19 protein-coding genes are annotated in these 19,971 nt (G+C 72.9%); 10 read left to right on the top strand and 9 right to left on the bottom strand.

Going from position 1 to position 19,971, the window contains the following annotated elements; genetic code table 11:
• Positions 1–666 precede the first annotated feature (666 nt).
• The 3 genes from ACZ3HQ_RS03140 to hutH all read left to right on the top strand — a co-directional run bounded on the left by ACZ3HQ_RS03140 (position 667) and on the right by hutH (position 4,288).
• A complete protein-coding gene (locus ACZ3HQ_RS03140) occupies positions 667–1,461 on the top strand; it encodes an enoyl-CoA hydratase/isomerase family protein (RefSeq protein ID WP_467507484.1) in 795 nt (264 codons plus the stop codon).
• A gap of 69 nt (positions 1,462–1,530) precedes the next feature.
• On the top strand, positions 1,531–2,685 hold the full coding sequence (locus ACZ3HQ_RS03135; protein ID WP_467507482.1) for a GGDEF domain-containing protein: 1,155 nt from the start codon (positions 1,531–1,533) through the stop codon (positions 2,683–2,685).
• A gap of 64 nt (positions 2,686–2,749) precedes the next feature.
• The gene (hutH, locus tag ACZ3HQ_RS03130; RefSeq protein ID WP_467507980.1) at positions 2,750–4,288 is read left to right on the top strand and encodes a histidine ammonia-lyase; all 1,539 of its coding nucleotides are present in this window, start codon (positions 2,750–2,752) and stop codon (positions 4,286–4,288) included.
• 66 nt (positions 4,289–4,354) lie between these two features.
• Here hutH and ACZ3HQ_RS03125 read toward each other — a convergent pair whose 3' ends face one another.
• Positions 4,355–4,705 (bottom strand): hypothetical protein, encoded by a 351-nt coding sequence (locus ACZ3HQ_RS03125; RefSeq protein WP_467507480.1) that lies wholly within the window; start codon positions 4,703–4,705, stop codon positions 4,355–4,357.
• Between the two features lie 109 nt (positions 4,706–4,814).
• Between ACZ3HQ_RS03125 and ACZ3HQ_RS03120 the strand changes: the two genes are divergently transcribed.
• Together ACZ3HQ_RS03120 and ACZ3HQ_RS03115 are read left to right on the top strand one after the other, a co-directional pair.
• Entirely contained in the window at positions 4,815–5,174 is a 360-nt protein-coding gene (locus ACZ3HQ_RS03120) for a hypothetical protein (RefSeq protein ID WP_467507478.1), read from the top strand.
• Between the two features lie 229 nt (positions 5,175–5,403).
• Complete coding sequence (locus ACZ3HQ_RS03115; RefSeq protein WP_467507476.1) at positions 5,404–6,666, top strand: L,D-transpeptidase; 1,263 nt, start codon at positions 5,404–5,406, stop codon at positions 6,664–6,666.
• 70 nt (positions 6,667–6,736) lie between these two features.
• Here ACZ3HQ_RS03115 and ACZ3HQ_RS03110 read toward each other — a convergent pair whose 3' ends face one another.
• Entirely contained in the window at positions 6,737–7,624 is an 888-nt protein-coding gene (locus tag ACZ3HQ_RS03110; protein ID WP_467507474.1) for a helix-turn-helix domain-containing protein, read from the bottom strand.
• 182 nt (positions 7,625–7,806) lie between these two features.
• Between ACZ3HQ_RS03110 and ACZ3HQ_RS03105 the strand changes: the two genes are divergently transcribed.
• Entirely contained in the window at positions 7,807–8,850 is a 1,044-nt protein-coding gene (locus tag ACZ3HQ_RS03105; RefSeq protein ID WP_467507472.1) for an NAD(P)-dependent alcohol dehydrogenase, read from the top strand.
• Positions 8,851–8,949: 99 nt separating this feature from the next.
• Here the strand turns inward: ACZ3HQ_RS03105 and msrA are convergent, their stop codons facing one another.
• From msrA to ACZ3HQ_RS03085, 4 genes are all read right to left on the bottom strand, one after another.
• Positions 8,950–9,615, bottom strand: a complete 666-nt coding sequence (msrA, locus tag ACZ3HQ_RS03100) for a peptide-methionine (S)-S-oxide reductase MsrA (protein WP_467507978.1) — start codon at positions 9,613–9,615, stop codon at positions 8,950–8,952.
• 72 nt (positions 9,616–9,687) lie between these two features.
• A complete protein-coding gene (locus ACZ3HQ_RS03095) occupies positions 9,688–10,806 on the bottom strand; it encodes a hypothetical protein (protein ID WP_467507470.1) in 1,119 nt (372 codons plus the stop codon).
• A 45-nt stretch (positions 10,807–10,851) separates the two neighbouring features.
• Positions 10,852–12,486 carry a M48 family metallopeptidase gene (locus ACZ3HQ_RS03090; protein WP_467507468.1) on the bottom strand — a complete coding sequence of 545 codons (1,635 nt, stop codon included), beginning with the start codon at positions 12,484–12,486 and terminating at the stop codon, positions 10,852–10,854.
• A 211-nt stretch (positions 12,487–12,697) separates the two neighbouring features.
• The gene (locus ACZ3HQ_RS03085; protein WP_467507466.1) at positions 12,698–13,816 is read right to left on the bottom strand and encodes a hypothetical protein; all 1,119 of its coding nucleotides are present in this window, start codon (positions 13,814–13,816) and stop codon (positions 12,698–12,700) included.
• A gap of 153 nt (positions 13,817–13,969) precedes the next feature.
• On the opposite strand from ACZ3HQ_RS03085, the gene ACZ3HQ_RS03080 reads away from it, so the two are divergent.
• On the top strand, positions 13,970–15,127 hold the full coding sequence (locus tag ACZ3HQ_RS03080) for a cystathionine gamma-synthase (protein WP_467507464.1): 1,158 nt from the start codon (positions 13,970–13,972) through the stop codon (positions 15,125–15,127).
• 32 nt (positions 15,128–15,159) lie between these two features.
• Here ACZ3HQ_RS03080 and ACZ3HQ_RS03075 read toward each other — a convergent pair whose 3' ends face one another.
• The 3 genes from ACZ3HQ_RS03075 to ACZ3HQ_RS03065 all read right to left on the bottom strand — a co-directional run bounded on the left by ACZ3HQ_RS03075 (position 15,160) and on the right by ACZ3HQ_RS03065 (position 16,505).
• Positions 15,160–15,408 (bottom strand): hypothetical protein, encoded by a 249-nt coding sequence (locus ACZ3HQ_RS03075; RefSeq protein ID WP_467507462.1) that lies wholly within the window; start codon positions 15,406–15,408, stop codon positions 15,160–15,162.
• On the bottom strand, positions 15,405–15,890 hold the full coding sequence (locus tag ACZ3HQ_RS03070) for a sigma factor-like helix-turn-helix DNA-binding protein (protein WP_467507459.1): 486 nt from the start codon (positions 15,888–15,890) through the stop codon (positions 15,405–15,407). The genes ACZ3HQ_RS03075 and ACZ3HQ_RS03070 overlap by 4 nt, the downstream gene beginning before the upstream one ends.
• A 120-nt stretch (positions 15,891–16,010) precedes the next feature.
• Positions 16,011–16,505, bottom strand: a complete 495-nt coding sequence (locus tag ACZ3HQ_RS03065) for a MarR family winged helix-turn-helix transcriptional regulator (protein ID WP_202448534.1) — start codon at positions 16,503–16,505, stop codon at positions 16,011–16,013.
• Positions 16,506–16,667: 162 nt separating this feature from the next.
• On the opposite strand from ACZ3HQ_RS03065, the gene ilvA reads away from it, so the two are divergent.
• The 3 genes from ilvA (at position 16,668) to ACZ3HQ_RS03050 (ending at position 19,939) form a co-directional block, all read left to right on the top strand.
• The gene (ilvA, locus tag ACZ3HQ_RS03060; RefSeq protein ID WP_467507457.1) at positions 16,668–17,897 is read left to right on the top strand and encodes a threonine ammonia-lyase; all 1,230 of its coding nucleotides are present in this window, start codon (positions 16,668–16,670) and stop codon (positions 17,895–17,897) included.
• Between the two features lie 195 nt (positions 17,898–18,092).
• Positions 18,093–19,085, top strand: coding sequence for an ATP-binding cassette domain-containing protein (locus ACZ3HQ_RS03055; RefSeq protein WP_467507455.1), 993 nt, complete (start codon positions 18,093–18,095; stop codon positions 19,083–19,085).
• The gene (locus tag ACZ3HQ_RS03050; RefSeq protein ID WP_467507453.1) at positions 19,082–19,939 is read left to right on the top strand and encodes an ABC transporter permease; all 858 of its coding nucleotides are present in this window, start codon (positions 19,082–19,084) and stop codon (positions 19,937–19,939) included. The genes ACZ3HQ_RS03055 and ACZ3HQ_RS03050 overlap by 4 nt, the downstream gene beginning before the upstream one ends.
• The last annotated feature ends 32 nt before the right edge of the window (positions 19,940–19,971 follow it).

Below are 19,971 nucleotides of genomic sequence, written 5' to 3'. Positions count from 1 at the left end.
GACCCGCGTCGGGGCTTCGCATCCCCGCCTGCGGCTGACGGCTCTTCTGGTCCTGCCCGGTCCTTTCGCTCGCCGGAGCCTGCGCCGGACCGCCGGCCGTGGTGCGCTCAGCCCCTGGCCGGGGCGGCCTCGGAGGCGTTGCCCGCGCCGCCCCGCTCGCTCCCGCCCGCGAGGGCGGCCTCGTCCCGGCACCCTCGCTCGCCGGAGCCTGTGCCCGGCTGATGGCCCGGGCACCCTTCGCCCCCGCGTCCGGCGCCTGCGGCCGAGCGTCTTGCCTGCCCGGCCCCGCACCCGGCGCCTGCGGCGGAGCGTCCCCCTTGTCCCGCCCGGCCTCGCCCGCCTGCGGCCGTCCCATCCCCGTCCGGACCCGGAACGACATCCCCGGGGGCTTGGTCGGGTCGGTCGGAATACGTGCCGCTGAGCTCAGGGGAACCGATTCCGCAGGGGAAGGCAGCGGGGGCCGGTTTTCCGGTGGCATCACTCCGCTCCTTCCCGGTGCGCGCTGGGCGTGTCAGCCGTGGGGGACGTTAGGCGCTCGTGTGGGTGGTGGGGGCGGAGTCGGGTGGGGGGTCACCCGAACGGGTGGAGGCGGGGCTTTTCCGGGGAGTGGGTCTGCTGGGATGATCAGGGGCGAAGGAAGTTAACCCGCGTTAACCGGAGGGCGTCATGGGCGAGGAGCGGTACGGGGAGTTCGTGCTGGTGCGAAGGCACGGGCACGTGGCCGAGCTGGTGCTGGACCGGCCGAAGGCCATGAACGCCGTGTCGACGGAGATGGCCCGTTCGCTCGCAGCCGCCTGCACGGCGCTGGGTGCGGACCGGGACGCCCGGGTGGTCGTACTGACGTCCTCAAGCGAACGCGCGTTCTGTGTCGGTGCGGACCTGAAGGAGCGGAACTCGTTCAGCGACGCGGACCTCGTCCGGCAGCGCCCGGTCGCGCGCGGGGCGTACACCGGCGTGCTGGAGCTGCCCGTGCCGGTCATCGCGGCGGTGCACGGCTTCGCGCTCGGCGGTGGCTTCGAACTGGCGCTGGCGTGCGACCTGATCGTGGCGGACGAGACGGCCGTGGTGGGGCTGCCCGAGGTGTCCGTGGGCGTGATCCCCGGCGGCGGCGGTACGCAGTTGCTGCCCAGGCGGGTCGGCGCGGCCCGCGCGGCCGAGCTGATCTTCACCGCGCGTCGCCTCGACGCGCCGGAGGCGGCGGCCCTCGGCCTGGTCGACCAGCTCACCGAGGCGGGCCGGGACCGCGAGGAGGCGCTCGCGCTGGCCGCGAGGATCGCCAAGAACTCCCCGGTGGGCCTGCGCTCCGCCAAGCGGGCGCTCCGCCTGGGCCAGGGCCTGGACCTGCGGGCCGGTCTGGAGGTCGAGGACGCGGCCTGGCGGGCCACCGCCTTCTCCGGCGACCGTGCCGAGGGCGTCGCCGCCTTCAACGAGAAGCGCGCCCCCGAGTGGCCGGGCGAGTGAGCCCCCGGTGACCACCTGATCGCCCGCGCCGATGCCCCTGATGTGCCCGTTCGTCCCTAATCTGGGGTGATGGGAGAGGATGATCGGCTCGCTGCTGTGGTGGGGCTGGCGCAGGGCATGGCGGCCGCGCACACCGCGCCGGAGTCCTGGCGTGCGGCGGCGCTCGGTGCCTGCCGGGCGCTGGCCGGGAACTTCGCCGCGCTCTCGGTGTGGGAGCGCGAGCGGGGCCGCCTGCGGGTCCTGGTGAACGTCGGCAGGCGCGCCGAGGACGAGGAGGAGTTCCCGGAGGCCGAGGCGTACCCGGTCCACCAGTTCCCGGAGATCACCGAGTTCCTGCACGAGCGCTGGGCCGGGGGCGGCGGCCCCAACGCCTGGGTGGAGACCGCGCAGGGCCCGGCCGCCGGCACCCCCGGCTACATCCACCAGCGGGTCGCCGCGCTGCGCCGCCGGGGGCGGGGCTGCTGCGTGGTCGCGCCCGTGGTGCTGCACGGCCGGGCGTGGGGCGAGCTGTACGTGGCCCGCGCGACCGGCACACCGGTCTTCGACCGGGGCGACGCCGACTTCGCGACCGTACTCGCGGCGGTCGTCGCGGCCGGGCTCGCGCAGACCGAGCGGCTGGAGGAGGCCCGCCGCCTGGCCTTCACCGACGCCCTCACCGGCCTGGCCAACCGCCGCGCGGTGGACGTACGCCTGGAGGAGGCGGTGGAGCGGCACCGGGCGGACGGGGCGGTGGTCAGCCTGGTCGTCTGCGACCTGAACGGGCTGAAGAAGGTCAACGACACCCAGGGGCACGAGGTGGGGGACCGGCTGCTGGAGCGGTTCGGGTCGGTGCTGTCGCTGTGCGGCGCGATGCTGCCGGGCGCGCTGGCGGCGCGGCTCGGCGGGGACGAGTTCTGTCTGCTGGCGCTCGGGCCGTCGGCCGAGGACGTGGTCGGGGCGGCCGTGGAGCTGTGCCGCCGGGCGGGCGCGCTGGAGCTGGGCGAGGGCGTGGCCTGCGGGGTCGCGTCCACCGGGCACGACATCGGGCCGGTGCACGACGCCCGGCGGCTGTTCCGGCTGGCCGACGCCGCGCAGTACCGGGCGAAGGCCGAGCGGGCCGACCTGCCCGTGGTGGCCGGGCGGGAGGGCCCGGACGACCCGGTGGTGCGGCTCGCGGACGAGACGCCGCCGCCCGCGAAGAACGAGCGGCGCCGCTTCCGGGGCCGTCGCGCCAGGGATCGGTAAGGGGCGCGGACGCAATCCACTAGTGACACCGCCGCATTCAATGCGTACGCTCCTGAATATGGATATGCACTCTGTGGTGGTGGGGACCACCGGTGTCACCGCGCACGACGTCCTCGCCGTCGCGCGCGCCGGTGCCCGCGTGGAACTGTCGGAGGAGGCCGTGGCCGCGCTGGCCGCGGCCCGCGAGATCGTGGACGCGCTGGCCGCCAAACCCGATCCGGTCTACGGCGTCTCCACCGGCTTCGGCGCGCTCGCGACCCGGCACATCAGCCCCGAGCTGCGGGCGCAGCTCCAGCGCAACATCGTCCGCTCGCACGCCGCCGGCATGGGCCCGCGCGTCGAGCGCGAGGTCGTGCGGGCGCTGATGTTCCTGCGGCTGAAGACGGTCTGCTCCGGGCACACCGGCGTACGCCCCGAGGTCGCACAGACCATGGCGGACGTGCTCAACGCCGGGATCACCCCGGTCGTGCACGAGTACGGCTCCCTCGGCTGCTCCGGCGACCTCGCCCCGCTCTCGCACTGTGCCCTGACCCTGATGGGCGAGGGTGACGCCGAGGGCCCCGACGGGACCGTACGCCCGGCCGGCGAGCTGCTGCGCGAGCACGGCATCGAGCCGGTCGAGCTGCGGGAGAAGGAGGGCCTGGCCCTCCTCAACGGCACCGACGGCATGCTCGGCATGCTGATCATGGCCCTCGCGGACCTCGACTCCCTCTACAAGTCGGCCGACATCACCGCCGCCCTCAGCCTGGAGGGCCTGCTCGGCACGGACAGGGTCCTCGCGCCCGAGCTGCACGCCATCCGCCCGCACCCCGGCCAGGCCGCCTCCGCCGCCAACATGCTCGCGGTGCTCAAGGGCTCCCAGCTCACCGGCCACCACCAGGACGACGCCCCGCGCGTCCAGGACGCCTACTCGGTGCGCTGCGCCCCGCAGGTCGCCGGTGCCGGACGCGACACCCTGGCACACGCCCGCCTGGTCGCCGAGCGCGAGCTGGCCGCCGCCGTCGACAACCCGGTGGTGCTGCCCGACGGCAGGGTCGAGTCCAACGGCAACTTCCACGGCGCCCCGGTCGCCTACGTCCTGGACTTCCTGGCCATCGCCGTCGCCGACCTCGGCTCCATCGCCGAGCGCCGTACCGACCGGCTGCTGGACAAGAACCGCAGCCACGGCCTGCCGCCGTTCCTCGCGGACGACGCGGGCGTGGACTCCGGCCTGATGATCGCCCAGTACACGCAGGCCGCGCTGGTCAGCGAGCTGAAGCGGCTCGCCGTACCGGCCTCCGCCGACTCCATCCCGTCCTCCGCGATGCAGGAGGACCACGTCTCCATGGGCTGGTCGGCCGCGCGCAAGCTGCGTACCGCCGTGGACAACCTGACGCGGGTGATCGCGGTCGAGCTGTACGCGGCCGCGCGCGCCGTCGAGCTGCGGGAGGGGCTGGAGCCGGCGCCCGCCTCGCGCGCGGTGATCGAGGCCGCGCGGGCCGCCGGGGTGGGCGGTCCGGGTCCGGACCGGTTCCTGGCGCCCGACCTGGCCGCCGCCGACGCCTTCGTGCGCGGGGGCGGGCTCGTCGCCGCCGCCGAGACGGTCACCGGACCGCTGCGCTAGGCACGGCGAGGGGGCCTCGCCCACGGGCGGGGCCCCATGCGCAGGTCAACGAATCGTCAAACGGGCTTAAAACTGCAGCCGTTCCCGGCGCACCGAATACACCACGAAGCCCGCCCCCACGGCGAGGAACAGGGTGCCGGAGACCACGTACGGCGTGGTGTCGAAGCTTCCCGTGTCGGCCAACCGGGTCGGGTCTGACGCGGTCTGGCCGGCCAGGCCGGACACCGTGGTGACCTGCTCGGTGAGCCCCGACTCCGGATTCCCGGTGTCCGCCGGCCCGGAGACGGCCGTACCGGCGGCCGAGATGCCCGTCGAGGGGCCCTCCTGCGAGGCGTTGGCGGACGGGACGAACCACAGGGCGCAGAGCAGCGTGCCCGCGGCGGTGGCGGTCAGCAGCGGACGGCGAGCGGATGCCACGGAATATCGATCCCCTTGTGACGCTGGCGAATTGGCCGTGTGGAGCGATGTTAGTGAAAATCGCGGGTCACAGGAAAGTCACGACAGGTTTCGGTTCTAGGCTCCGGGTATGGACGCTGAAGAGACATCACGTTTTGTACGCCTTCGAGTCGAGCTGGTCCTCGAGGTGCTCGACGACGACGAGCTGACCAAGGCCGCGCTGCGCCGCATCGCCGCCGATCCGGAGCTGCCGGACGCGGAGCGGACCCATGCCGAGGGTGCTGTGACAGAAGACACCGCCGAGGCGCTGGCCTATCTCGTCGATCCGTTCGACCTGGTCAGCGAGGTGCCCGGCGTGGAACTCGCGCAGGCGTCCTGGTCCAGCGAGCACTCCGACTACGACGCGGATTCGCCCGAGTGGGACCTCGGCGAGGATGATGAGGACGACGACGAAACGGCCGACGACGCGGACGGCCGGAACGAGCGGTAGGCGGCCCGGCGGCATCGGCCGCGGGATTCGGGGCACGGATGACCCGGACGGCAACCGCCGTCCGGGTTTTCTCGTCTCACAAGTGGCGCACGGAGGCCCGCGCACCACCCTCCCCCAGGGCGGCACGTGGTGTTCCCCACAGAACCCCGGTCCGGGGAACGGGAAGGCGCGGCCGTGACGTTGAGAGAGTTCAACGGGGATTCTCGGGGTTCTGGCGGATTCGGCAACGATGGAGAAGCGTGTGATGACGGACAGTAAGCGGCGCAAGGGCCTGACGGTCGCGTCCGCACTGCTCGGTGGTGTGCTCGTGCTCACGGGCTGTTCCGGCGGCGGTGACGCCAGCGCGTCCGACGGCGGTGAGAGCTCGCAGGCGAAGGCCGACGAGGCGGCGGCGCAGAAGTCCTCCGAGGCTCAGATCACGATCACGCCGAAGGACGGCTCGAACAACGCCTCCATCAACAACTCGGCCGCGGTCAAGGTCGCCAAGGGCACCCTGACCGGCGTGAGCATGACCACCGCGGACGGCAAGCCGGTCGAGGGCGCGCTCTCCGCCGACAAGCTGAGCTGGAAGCCGACCACCCAGCTCGAGCGGTCGACCACCTACAAGCTCGCCGCCGAGGCCAAGGACTCCGAGGGCCGCGTGGCCCACGAGAACGCGTCCTTCACGACGGTCTCCCCGTCCAACAGCTTCATAGGCAACTTCACCCCGGACAACGGCAGCACCGTCGGGGTGGGCATGCCCGTGTCGATCAACTTCGACAAGGCGATCACGAACAAGGCCGCCGTGCAGAAGGGGATCACCGTCTCCTCCTCCAGCGGCCAGGAGGTCGTCGGCCACTGGTTCAACGCCAACCGGATCGACTTCCGCCCGGAGACGTACTGGAAGGCCGGCTCCACCGTCACGCTGAAGCTGGCCCTCGACGGTGTCGAGGGCGCCGACGGCGTCTACGGCGTCCAGCAGAAGACGGTCACCTTCCGCATCGGCCGCAACCAGGTCTCCTACATCGACGCCAAGACCAAGCAGATGAAGGTCACGCAGGACGGCAAGGTCGTCAAGCAGATCCCGATCTCCGCCGGCTCCCCGGAGAACAAGACCTACGCCGGCACCATGGTCATGTCCGAGAAGTTCGAGCAGACCCGGATGAACGGCGCGACCGTCGGCTTCACCGACGACGACGGCAAGGGCGAGTACGACATCAAGGACGTGCCGCACGCCATCCGCCTCACCGGCTCCGGCACCTTCCTGCACGGCAACTACTGGGGCGCGAAGTCCATCTTCGGCAACGAGAACACCAGCCACGGCTGTGTGGGCCTCTCCGACACCAAGGGCGCCAAGGACCCGAACACCCCGGCCGCCTGGGTGTTCAACCACTCCCTCGTCGGTGACGTGGTGGTCATCAAGAACACCGGTGACAAGACCGTCGCCCCGGACAACGGCCTGAACGGCTGGAACATGGACTGGGCGCAGTGGAAGGCCGGTTCGGCCGTCTGATCCCCCGCCAAAACCCCTGAGCGCGCGAGTGCCGCCCCTCCTGGTGAGGGGCGGCACTCGCTTTTCCGTCTCAGAGCGTCGGCACCGCCGCCGCGCCCCAACTGGCCAGCAGGCGCAGCGACTCGGCCGAGGCGGAGTCCGGTTCGGCGTGGTAGACGATCAGGTTGAGGTCCGCGTCGCCGGTCACCCGCAACCCCTCGAAGCCCAGGGCGAGTTCACCGACCAGCGGATGCCGCAGCCGCTTCACGCCGTAGAACTGCTCCTTCACGTCGTGCGTGGCCCACAGGCGGCGGAACTCCTCGCTCTTGACGGAGAGTTCGCCGACCAGCGCGGCCAGCCGGGCGTCGTCCGGGAAGCGTCCGGCGTCCATGCGCAGCCCGCAGACGATGTCGATCGCCTTCTGCTCCCAGTCGATGAACAGCTCGCGGTACTCCGGGCAGAGGAACACCAGCCGGGCCCAGGTGCGGTCCTCGGGCGCCAGCCCGCCCCAGTCGCCGAACAGCGCGGTCGCCATCCGGTTCCAGGCCAGGATCTCCGTGCGGCGCCCCGTGATGTACGCCGGGACCGCGTCCATCGAGGCCAGCAGGTGCTGGAGCGCGGTCCGCACCTGCGGCCGGCGGGCCGGGGGGCGCTTCTTGTGCGGGGCCGGCTTGGCCAGGTGGGTCAGGTGCGCGTGCTCGGCGTCGGTCAGGCGCAGGGCGCGGGCGATGGAGTCCAGCACCTCCGCCGACACATTGCGCCCGTTGCCCTGCTCCAGCCGCGTGTAGTACGCCACCGAGACCCCGGCCAACTGCGCCAGCTCCTCCCGGCGCAGCCCCGGCACCCGGCGGCGCCTGCCGAACTCGGGCAGGCCCACGTCCTCCGGCTTGAGCCGGGCCCGGCGGCTGCGCAGGAACTCGCTCAGCTCGGCCCGCCGGTCCAGCGGGCGGCTCGCGGCCGCCTCCGGCTGTTCGTCCATGCCTTCCAGTATCGAGGGCGGCGACGGATCGTACGCCCCGGAGCCTGTCCCCGGCAGTGGTAGGCACAGTGGTCGTACGCAAAGCTGTGACCTGGGTGGGAGCGGGCGACGGGGGCACCCTGGGAGAGTGCGCCCGGTCGAGACCGTGTCCGGGCCATGGCGAAGCTTAGGAGAACCCCGGCATGACCACTGTTGCTGCGTACGCCGCGCCCGCCCCGAAGGCCCCCCTGGAGCGGACCACGATCGAGCGGCGGCCGGTCGGCGCCCATGACGTCCTGATCGACATCAAGTTCGCGGGGATCTGCCACTCCGACATCCACCAGGCCCGCGACGGCTGGAGCGAGGGCATCTTCCCGATGGTCCCCGGCCACGAGATCGCCGGTGTGGTCACCGAGGTCGGCCCCGAGGTCACCAAGTTCTCGGTGGGCGACCGGGTGGGCGTCGGCTGCATGGTCGACTCCTGCCGCGAGTGCGACAACTGCAAGGCCGGACTGGAGCAGTACTGCACCGGCGGCGGCCCCACCTTCACCTACAACGACACCGACAAGCAGGGCGAGCCCACCTACGGCGGCTACTCCGAGAACGTCGTCGTGAACGAGGACTTCGTCGTCCGCATCCCCGACGGGCTGGAGCTGGACGTGGCCGCGCCGCTGCTGTGCGCGGGCATCACCACGTACTCCCCGCTCAAGCACTGGGGCGTGGGCCCCGGCAAGAAGGTCGCCGTGGTCGGCCTCGGCGGGCTCGGGCACGTCGGCGTGAAGATCGCTCACGCGCTGGGCGCCGAGGTCACCGTGCTCTCGCAGTCCCTGCGCAAGAAGGACGACGGGCTGCGGCTCGGCGCCGACCACTACTACGCCACCAGCGACCCGAAGACCTTCGAGGAGCTGGCGGGCACCTTCGACGTCATCCTGAACACCGTCTCGGCCCCGCTCGACTTCGCCGAGTACGTGTCCCTGCTGCGCACCGACGGCACCCTGGTCAACGTGGGCCTGCCCGAGGAGCCGGTGCAGATCACCCTCCAGTCGGTGTTCGGCCAGCGCCGCAGCATCTCCAGCTCCGGCATCGGCGGCATCGCCGAGACCCAGGAGATGTTGGACTTCTGCGCGGAGCACGGGGTGGGCGCCGAGATCGAGCTGATCGGCGCGGGCGAGATCAACGACGCGTACGAGCGGGTGACCGCCAGCGACGTGCGGTACCGGTTCGTGATCGACACGGCGACGATCTGACCCTCCCGTGCCTGACGCCATGACGCCCTGACGCTCTGCCGCGTCGGGCACGAGGAAGGGCCGCCCGGCTCCGGCCGGGCGGCCCGTTCCTGTGCGTGATCAGCCCTGCGCGGGCGCGACGCCGATCGGGCAGGAGACGCCCGTGCCGCCGATGCCGCAGTACCCGGCGGGGTTCTTGTCCAGGTACTGCTGGTGGTAGGGCTCGGCCGGGTAGAAGGGCCGGCCCTCGGCCGGGAGGATCTCCGTGGTGATCGTGCCGTGCCCCGAGCCGGTGAGCACCTTCTGGTACGCGGCACGGGACGCCTCGGCGGCGGCCGCCTGCTCGGGGGTGTGGGTGTAGATCGCGGAGCGGTACTGGGTGCCCACGTCGTTGCCCTGGCGGAAGCCCTGCGTCGGGTCGTGGGACTCCCAGAAGGTCTTGAGCAACTGCTCGTACGAGATGACCTTCGGGTCGTAGACCACGCGGACCGCCTCGGTGTGGCCGGTCAGGCCCGAGCAGGCTTCCTCGTAGGTGGGGTTCTCGGTGTAGCCGCCCTGGTAGCCCACCAGCGTGGTGTAGATCCCCGCGGGGAGCTGCCAGAACTTGCGCTCCGCGCCCCAGAAGCAGCCCAGCCCGAAATCGGCGATCTCAAGGCCCTCGGGGTAGGGGCCGTCGAGCGGGTTGCCGAGGACGGTGTGCCGGGCGGGGACCTCGAAGGCGGGCACGTCCCGGCCCGCGAGCGCCTGCTCGGGGGTGGGGAGCTGCGGTGTGCGGCCGAACAGCATGGGGTCTCCCTGGTCGGTCTCGGTGCGGACGGGCACTGCGTACAACGACGCGCACGCCTCCGGCATTCCGGTTCAGGCGGCCGCTCCGGCCTCCTGCACTGCGGTGTCGCGGACCTGGCAGAAGTACGCCGCCTTGTCGTTCCGGTACCGCCACGGCAGCGCGTCCACATGGCCGTCGACCAGCCGGAAGTGCTCCACCGCGGCCTCGTTGCGGCCCTGGAGGTGCAGGTAGTAGGCGAGCAGGTGGCGCAGCTCCGGCAGGCGCGGGTGCGCCGGGTCGGCGGCGGCCGCGTCCTTCAGGGCCGCCTCCACCCGCGCCACCATCTCCGGGGTGTTGTCGGCGGCGGTGTCGTCGGATTCGTCGTGCTCGAAGTGCGCGATCAGCGGGAGTGCCGTCAGCAGGCTCCCGGCGGGCGCCCCGGCGGCGGCCCGCTCGGCGAACTCGGTCGCCAGCCGCTCTGAGCCGCGCCACTTGGCGCACCAGTACTGCAGGGCCGAGAAGTGTGCCTCGTAGTGGTGCGGGGCGCGGGCCGTGATCTCGGTCCACAGGTCGTCCATCCTGGCGTTCGGGTAACCGAGGCCGAGGGCCAGCCAGATCTCCGCGATGTACGGCGTCGGGTCGTCCGGGTTCAGCGCCGCCGCCCGCGCGACTTCCTCGCGGGCCTCGACCAGCGTGCGGTGGAACCCCTCGAACTGCTCGCGCGTGGTGTGCTGCGCCCGCTGTCCGCCCCGCACCCGCCAGGCCAGGATCACCGCGCTGCGGGCCCGGACCACGGCCGCGTCCGGGTCCTCGGGGCGCTCGGTCTCCCAGGCCAGCAGCCAGGCGTCGTCGTCGGCCGCCTTGTCGGCCAGCCGGAACGTGAGCAGGGACCGGTTTTCCCAGTCCCGGCCGACGGCGGCCATCAGATCGGCGGCGGGGCGCCAGTCGCCGCCCCGGACGGCGGCGAGCGCGGCGGCGGTCTCGGGGGTGAGCGGACCGGCCGAGCCGGTGTTCTGCCGCTCGGCGGGCAGCAGGCCGAGCGCGGCCGAGGCGGCGGCCTTCCCGGCGGCGGTCGCGGCGGCCTCCTCGGCCTCGATGGCGGCCTCCGCGTTCCCGGAGAAGAACTCCTTCAGGAACACCTTGGCCAGCCAGGCCGCGAAGAGCACGAAGGGGAGTGCCAGGGCGGCGAGTATCCAGAGCAGGACGGTCATTGCGGGCGGGGTCCGTTCGGATCGGGGGTGTGCGGGGTCGGCCGCTCAGGCGGGCTGGACGACCGTCGGCGGGAGCAGGGCGCGCAGCGGGGCGGTGTCGGGCACGTCGGCCAGAGCCGCGTCCAGGGCCGCGTCCAGCGTGTCCTCGGGGCTCGCCCCGGTGCCGTCTGCCGTGCCGGGCAGCCGTACGGCCGCCGGGCGGGACCAGGAGAACTCCCAGCTCAGCAGCGAACGCGCGCTGAACTCGGCCAGCACCATCGTGCGCAGCGAACCGCGCAGCGCCGGGCGCACGAACTGGCGGAACGCCCGCCCCTTCGCCGCGGCCGCCTCCTCGGACAGCGGCAGCCGCTCGGCCACCCGCCACAGCCGGCCCTCGTCGATGGCGTCGAGCACGTCGGTGAGGGTCGCGGGGCGCCCGGTGTACGCGGTCAGCGCGCGGTGCAGCGGGGTCCGCGCGGTGGTGACGCCCTCGGCCATGGCGGCGTTCAGCAGCTCCGGCCAGTCGGCGGTGCGCCGGAAGCCCAGCGCCTCGGCGGTCAGCACGGCCTCCTCCAGCGCCGTCTGGGTGCGCTCGGGGTCGGTGAGCAGTGCCAGCGCGGGGCCGTCGCCCTCGGTGCCGCGTCCGTCGGCGGGCAGTGCCTCGATACGGCACACCCGCTCGGCCATCGGCGGATGCGAGTCGTACCGGGACTCCGGCTCCTCGGGCAGCCCGGCGCGCAGCTCTTCCAGGTCCGCCGCGCGGGCCGTCAGCATCCGGCCGAAGCCGCCGAAGAACTGACCGCGCGGCGGCAGCGTCCGGGCGGGCAGGCCGAGGGTCGCGTACGAGTCGAGGTAGAAGCCGTGGGCGGCCGAGAGGACCGGGATCTCGCGCAGCGCGGAGGCGGTGGCGTCACGTCCGGCGAGCCGGGCGGCGGCCAGGTCGGCGGCGAACTCCTGGCCGCGCGCGGTGCTCAGCGAGGCGCGCAGATAGAGCCTCGCGTACCAGGTGTAGAGCCGCGCCATGCCCCGGTAGAGCGCGCCGGTGTGCCGGGTGTCCACCTCACGGGCCTTCTTGCCCTTGGCGATCCGCTTGGCGGCGGTCCGCTCCTGGCGTTCGCGCTCGTCGGCCACCTTGCCGTCGGCGGTCGCGTGGAACTGCTCGACGACCCGGCCGATCTGGGCCCGGCCGCGCACCACGATCGCGGACAGCCGGGTGTCGCCCGCCGTGAAGTGCCCGTACTCGTGGCCGAGGACGGCCCGCAGTTGGGCCTCGCTCAGCCCGGTCAGCAGCGGTACGCCGAGGGTGAGGGTGCGCGGGCCGGGGCGCAGGCCGAGCAGCTTGGCGTCCTCGCGCACGGAGGCGTTCACGTCCGGGGTGAGCAGGATGCGGGCGGGGGCGTGGGTGCCGCTCGCCTCGGCCACCTCGCGCACCAGCGCCCACAGCCGGGGCTCGTCGCCCTCGCCGACCTCCACGGCGGCCGGGTCCTCGGCCGCGGGGATGCGCAGCATGAACAGTCCGCGTACGACGGGGACGGCGAGCAGCACCGTGACGATGACGAGCTTGAGGGCCGCGAGGCCGTGCAGCCCCCAGTGGAACAGGGCGACGTCGACCCCGGCGAGCGCTGCCAGCAGGACGAGGCTGATCAGATAGAAGCCGGACAGCAGGACGAGGGCGCGCAGCGCGCGCAGAGTTGCGCCCATCGGAAAAGATCCCCCCACAGGAAACCGGGCGAGCCGGAGCAAGACGAACGAGGCGCACACCGCCGTACGGTGCCGCCGCCTGAGTGTGGGGGGACTCGGGCCCGGGCAAAGCAGGGGCAGAGCCCAGGGCAAGCGGAGTATGCCCTACCGCAGGTCAGCGGGGCAATACCGATTCCTCGGGTTCCTCGGGCGGCTTCTTCGGGTCCGGGGGTCAGCCCGGCAGGGTCGCCGGGTTGCCGCCGTTGGCCTCGTAGCCCGCGACCGCCAGGGCCCGGTAGACGGCGAACTCCTCGGCCGGGTCCTCGGAGAGGCTCCAGGGCAGGGCGCCCACATGGCCGTCCACGTGCACCAGTTGGTCCATGGCCTCCGCCCAGCGCTCGGCCCGCACCAGGAAGAACACCAGCAGGTGCCGCACATGCGCCAGCATCGGGTCGTCGGGCCGGGCGGAGTGCACCGCGTGCAGCGCGCCGTGTATCGCCCGGACCACGACCTCGCTGCGGTAGAACCCGGCGACCAGGTTCACCTCGGGGAGGTGCTCGAAGACCGCGAACAGCGGCAGCGCGGCCAGCAGCGACCCCTTGGGCGCGCGGGCGGCGGCGGCCTCGGCGAAGGCGTACGCCTCCTCGCGCGAGCCGTGCCACTTCTCGCAGGTGTAGTGCAGCGCGGCGAGGTGGGCGCCCATGTGGTGCGGGGCGAGGCCGAGGATCTTCGCCCACAGCTCGTCGAACTCCGGCCGGGACCAGCCGAGTCCGCGCGCCACGGACAGCATCACCAGATGCGGCACCGGATCGCCGGGGGCGGCCGACGCGGCCCGCTCACAGGCGTCGCGCGCCTCCTCCATGATGATCCGGAAGTCGTCCGTGCCCGGCACCGAGGTCCGCCACGCCTGCTGCGCCAGGAACTCGGCGTGCACCGCCGCGCCGCCCGCGTCCCCCGGCTGCTCGGCCCGCCACACCCGCAGCCACTGGCCGCCCGGCGTCTGATGTATACCGCCCGGCCGCTCGCGCAACTCCAGCGAGGCCGCGCCGGCGAACGCCTGCACCCGCTGCCAGCGCGTCTCGCCCTCCGCCTCCGTGCCCGCGAGGAGCTGGGCCGCGGCACGGTAGTCACCGGTGCGGGCGACCACGTCCAGCACGTCCAGCAGATCCTGGTCCGGGCCCGGCATCCGCACGTCCAGCTCCTCCTGGCGCACGAAGCCGTACCGCTCGGGGTCGGCGGCGTCCGGGTGGCCCGGATGGACACGCTCGATCCCGCCGCGTCCGCGCCGGATCAGCGGGAGCAGCGCGAAGGCCAGCAGGGCCAGCGCCAGGAGCAGCCAGAGAGTCGCCATGCGTCAAGCGAACCAGATACCGCCGACACTTGGCCAACCCCGCCGCCGGCCTGTGGAAAACCCCGGCCGGCCCCGCCGTCGGCTCCCGCCCCCGGTCCGCGCCTGTGCCAGGTGTCCGCCATCATCCCCGCGAGCGCACTACGCTCGGTGCACATGAGCGACAGGCACATCAGCGAGCACTTCGAGACTGTGGCGATCCACGCGGGCAACACCGCCGATCCCCTCACCGGCGCGGTCGTCCCGCCCATCTACCAGGTCTCGACCTACAAGCAGGACGGCGTGGGCGGACTGCGCGGCGGCTACGAGTACAGCCGCAGCGCCAACCCGACAAGGACGGCGCTGGAGGAGAACCTCGCGGCGCTGGAGGGCGGCCGGCGCGGCTTCGCGTTCGCCTCCGGCCTCGCCGCCGAGGACACCCTGCTGCGTACGCTGCTCAGCCCCGGCGACCACGTGGTCATCCCGAACGACGCCTACGGCGGCACCTTCCGGCTCTTCGCCAAGGTCGCGGCCCGCTGGGGCGTCGAGTGGTCCGTCGCCGACACCAGCGACCCGGCCGCCGTGCGCGCCGCGATGACCCCGCGCACCAAGGCCGTCTGGGTGGAGACCCCCTCCAACCCGCTGCTCGGCATCACGGACATCGCCGCCGTGGCCCAGATCGCGCACGCCGGCGGGGCGAAGCTGGTCGTCGACAACACCTTCGCCACCCCCTACCTCCAGCAGCCGCTGGCGCTCGGTGCCGACGTCGTCGTGCACTCGCTGACCAAGTACATGGGCGGCCACTCCGACGTGGTCGGCGGTGCGCTGATCGTCGCCGACGAGGAGCTGGGCGAGGAGATCGGCTTCCACCAGAACTCGATGGGCGGCGTCGCCGGGCCGTTCGACTCCTGGCTGGTGCTGCGCGGCACCAAGACCCTCGCGGTGCGTATGGACCGGCACAGCGAGAACGCCACCAAGGTCGCCGACATGCTGTCCCGGCACCCGCGCGTGAGCAGCGTGCTCTACCCGGGCCTGCCCGAGCACCCCGGCCACGAGGTCGCCGCCAAGCAGATGCGGGCGTTCGGCGGCATGATCTCCTTCCGGGTCACCGACGGCGAGGAGGCGGCCGTCGCGGTGTGCGACCGCACCCGGATCTTCACCCTCGGCGAGTCCCTGGGCGGCGTCGAGTCCCTGATCGAGCACCCCGGCCGGATGACGCACGCCTCCGTCGCCGGTTCGCTGCTGGAGGTCCCCTCCGACCTGGTCCGCCTCTCCGTCGGCATCGAGAACGCGGACGACCTGATCGAGGACCTCAAGCAGGCGCTCGACAAGTAGGCACGCCCGAGAAGCGGGCAGGACAGCCCGGCCTACCAGCCGGACACGGGCGGGGTCGTCAGCGACGGCGGCTCCGCCCACGGCCTGGTCAGCGCGGCCCAGGTGAGGAAGGCGGCCGCCGCCGCGCACAGCACCAGCCACAGCAGCCGCCGCCCGGCCCGCCGTACCCGCAGCAGCCTGGCCCCCCGGCGTACCGCGTCGCCGGGCAGCTCGGGCGGCACGCCCACCGGCACCGCCTCCATCAGCCGCCGGACCGCGGCCTCGCGCTCGGGCCGGATCACGGCTGGAGCCGTCTCACGAGGGTGCCTCCCGCGCGCGGGAGGGCTCCGGGCGGGGGATGCAGCACCGTGGCCGTCGCCCGGTCGCAGAGAGCGCGCACCCGGTCGACCGGCAGTCCCAGCAAGGCCGCCGTCTGTTCGTCGGCCAGCCCCTCGTACAGGCGCAGCACCAGGATCAGCCGTTCGCGCGGACTCAGCGCGGCGAGCGGGCCGTGCGCGGGGGAGCGGTGCCAGGCCGTGTGCGCGTAGTGGGTCGCCAGGTGCCCTCGGGCGCGGTCGTAGGGGTCCTCACCGGGCGGGTGGTCCCAGTGGGCGTAGGTGTGGGCGAGCGCCCGGATCAGCAGGCGCCGCGCGCGCGGGTTGGCGTCCGGCGGCTCGGCGGTGAGCAGCGTGGCCGTGTGCAGCAGCCGGCCCGCCGCGCCCGCGACGAACCCTCCGAACTCCTGTGCCCTGCGGGCGTCCCGCACGCCCCGCCGATCGCGCACCCCGCCTCCCCCCAGCGCACCCTGCGGCGCGAGAAGAACCCGTGGGACCCGGACACGCGAGACCCGGTCTCATATGAGGCCCGGAGCGGCCCAGGGGTCAAGAGCCGCGACGGGACCGCATCAGGAGCCGGCGGGCGGCTGCGGCTGGACGGTCATGCGCGCGGACAGCGCGGTGTTGAAACGGCTGAGCAGATCGCAGAAGCTCTCGCGCTCGGCCGGCGTCCACTCCTCGGTCAGCTCGGCCATCAACTGGCGTCTGGAGGCCCGTACTTCCGCCAGTCGCGTGCCCCCGCGCGGGGAGAGCTGGAGCACCACCGCGCGCCCGTCCTCGGGGTGCGAGGTGCGCTTGACCAGGCCCGCGTCCACCAGCGGGGCCACCTGCCGGGTCACCGTGGAGGAGTCGATGCCCATGCTCGCGGCGAGCGCCTTGACGCCCATCGGGCCCTCGTTGTCGAGGCGGTTGAGCAGCAGATAGGCGGCGCGGTCCATGGAGTTGCGCACCTGCCCGACCCCGCCGAGCCGCGTCTGTTCGGCGCGGCGCGCGAACACCGCCACCTCGTGCTGGAGCGTGTCGAGCAGACCGCTGTCACCGACGGTTGTCATGTCCATCGACATATCAGGTGTTGTGGGCATGGCCGGAGGCTCGCTTCATGAAGGGGCTGCTGGGTTGGGGGACAGGGTACGCGGCCCGGCGGCGGTCCGTACGGGCGCTGGGGAAACCGGTCCTCGGGTCCCGCGCCGACGCCGTGCACGGGCGCGAACTGCGAGACTTGGGACATGAGCTACCGCACGGCCCACCCCTTGCGCTCCGTGACCCTCGACGACGTGCGCGGAGCACAGAAGATGCTCTCGGGGGTGGCCCGCACGACCGCCCTGGAGAGCAGCAGGCACCTCTCCCGCACGGTGGGCGCGCCGGTGCACCTGAAGTGCGAGAACCTTCAGCGGACCGGATCGTTCAAACTCCGCGGCGCCTATGTGCGCATCGCCGGGCTGCTGCCGGAGGAGCGGGCCGCCGGAGTGGTCGCCGCGAGCGCCGGCAACCACGCCCAGGGCGTCGCGCTCGCCTCCTCCCTGCTGGGCGTGCACTCCACCGTGTTCATGCCACACGGTGCCCCGCTCCCCAAGGTCAGCGCCACGCGCGAGTACGGCGCCGAGGTGCGCCTGCACGGCCAGGTCGTGGACGAGGCGCTCGCGGCGGCCGAGGAGTACGCGGCCAGGACGGGCGCGGTGTTCATCCACCCCTTCGACCACCCCGACATCATCGCGGGCCAGGGCACGGTCGGGCTGGAGATCCTGGAGCAGTGCCCGGAGGTCGGCACGATCGTCGTCGGCATGGGCGGCGGCGGGCTCGCGGCCGGGATCGCGGTGGCGGTGAAGTCGGTACGGCCCGATGTGCGGATCATCGGCGTGCAGGCCGAGGGCGCCGCCGCCTACCCGCCCTCGCTGGCCGCCGGGCACCCGGTGACCGTGGCGGACCCCGCGACCATGGCCGACGGGATCAAGGTCGGCACGCCCGGTCCCGTGCCGTTCGGGCTCGTCGAGGAGCTGGTCGACGAGGTGCGCACGGTCAGCGAGGACCAGCTCTCGGCCGCGCTGCTGCTGTGCCTGGAGCGGGCCAAGCTGGTGGTGGAACCGGCGGGCGCCAGCCCGGTCGCCGCGCTGCTGGCCGACCCCGGCGGCTTCTCCGGGCCGGTGGTCTCGGTGCTGTCCGGCGGCAATGTCGACCCGGTGCTGATGCAGCGGGTGCTGCGGCACGGCATGGCAGCGCAGGGGCGCTACCTCGCGGTCCGGCTGCGGCTCACCGACCGCCCCGGTGCCCTCGCCACCCTGCTCGGCGTCCTCTCGGCGGCCGACGCCAACGTGCTCGACGTCAGCCACATCCGCACCGACCCGCGCCTCGGTCTCAGCGAGGCGGAGGTCGAACTCCACCTGGAGACCCAGGGCCCCACCCATCGCACCGAAGTCACCGCCGCGCTGCGGGAGTCGGGCTACGTGATCATCGACTGAGCGGTGCCGGGCGGGCCGGGGCGGGGGCGGCCGAGGGGCCGTTCACTCGTTCGGGGAAGGAATCCGGAAACCCGTTGAGAGACGCGATACATCGCGTTACGGTGTGTGACGTGGGGGATCTGACCACCGCTCGCTCGCCGGGGGTGCCGGGTCCGTGTGCCAGTTGCCGTGCACCACCGACGACGGGGAGAGATCATGCCGGGCGCGATCCATGCCGAGGGTCTGGTGAAGACCTTCGGGGACGTAAGAGCATTGGACGGCGTCGACCTCGACGTGCCCGAGGGGACGGTCCTGGGCCTGCTCGGGCCGAACGGCGCGGGCAAGACGACGACCGTCCGCTGTCTGACCACCCTGCTGCGCCCCGACAGCGGCCGGGCGGTCGTCGCGGGCGTGGACGTGCTCAAGCATCCCGACACCGTCCGCCGCTCCATCGGCCTCTCCGGCCAGTTCGCGGCGGTCGACGAGTATCTGACCGGCCGGGAGAACCTCCAGATGGTCGGCCGGCTCTACCAGATGCGCGGCAAGGCGGCGAAGGAGCGGGCGGACGAGCTGCTGGAGCAGTTCCACCTCGCCGACGCCGCCGACCGCCCCGCCAAGACCTACTCCGGCGGTATGCGCCGCAGGCTCGACCTCGCCGCCGCGCTCGTGGTCTCGCCGCCGGTGATGTTCATGGACGAGCCGACGACCGGACTCGACCCGCGCAACCGGCAGCAGCTCTGGGAGGTCATCCAGCAGCTCGTCTCCGGCGGCACCACCCTGCTGCTCACCACGCAGTACCTGGAGGAGGCCGACCACCTCGCCCACGACATCGCCGTGGTCGACCACGGCCGGGTCATCGCCCAGGGCACCTCCGACCAGCTCAAGGCCCGCACCGGCGGCGAGCGCGTCGAGGTCGTGGTGCACGAGCGGGACCGGATCGCGGGCGCCGCCGAGGTGCTCCGCGCCCTCGGCAAGGGCGAGACCACCATCGAGCAGCACACCCGCAAGCTCACCGTCCCCGTCACCGGCGGCGCCAAGCTGCTGGCCGAGGTCATCCGGGAGCTGGACAGCCGGGGCATCGAGATGGACGACATCGCGCTGCGCCGCCCCACCCTCGACGACGTGTTCCTGTCCCTGACCGGACACACCGCCGAGGCCCGGGCGGGCGCCGCCGAGGACACCACCGACACCGAGGGGGCCGTGAAGTGAGTGCCGTCAGCGAGAGCGCGCGGGCCGTGGCGCCCGCCAACGCCTTCAGCAGAGCCGTCCGCGACTCACTGATCGTGGCGCAGCGGAACCTCATCCGCATGGTCCGGATTCCCGAGGTGGTCATCTTCGGGCTGATCCAGCCGATCATGTTCGTGGTGCTGTTCACCTACGTCTTCGGCGGCTCGATGAAGATCGGCGGCAGCACCAGCGCCACCGCGTACACCAACTTCCTGATGGCCGGGATCTTCGCCCAGACCGTCACCTTCGCCACCGCGGGCGCCGGCGCGGGCATCGCCGACGACATGCACAAGGGCCTGGTGGACCGCTTCCGCTCGCTGCCCATGGCGCGGGGCGCGGTACTGACCGGGCGCACCCTGGCCGACCTGGTGCAGACCGCGCTCACTCTGCTGGTCCTGGCCGCGGTCGCCCTCCTGGTCGGCTGGCGGGTGGGGTCCGACGGCGACACCAACGCCCTCAGGGTGCTCGCCGCCTTCGGCCTGCTGCTCCTGCTCGGCTACGCGTTCACCTGGATCGGCGCCCTCATCGGGCTCTCCGTCCGCACCCCGGAGGCGGCGACCTCCGGCGGGCTGGTCTGGCTGTTCCCGGTGACCTTCCTGTCCAACGCGTTCGTGGACACCGGCAACATGACCCCCTGGCTGCGGCACATCGCGGACTGGAACCCGTTCAGCGCCACGGTCGAGGCGGCCCGGGTGCTGTTCGCCAACCCCGGCGCGTCCACGTCCACCGCCTGGCCCATGCAGCACCCGGTGTGGGCCTCGCTGATCTACTCGATACTCATCATCGTGGTCTTCCGCACCCTGGCGGTCCGCAAGTACCGCTCGGCCACCGCCTGACCCTCCGTCCGCCCTCCCGCCCGACACTCGGC

It is taken from the genome of Streptomyces sp. NPDC018263, assembly GCF_055562575.1.
The sequence above is the reverse complement of the archived record's forward strand: the minus strand, read 5'-3'. Positions and strand labels throughout refer to the sequence as shown.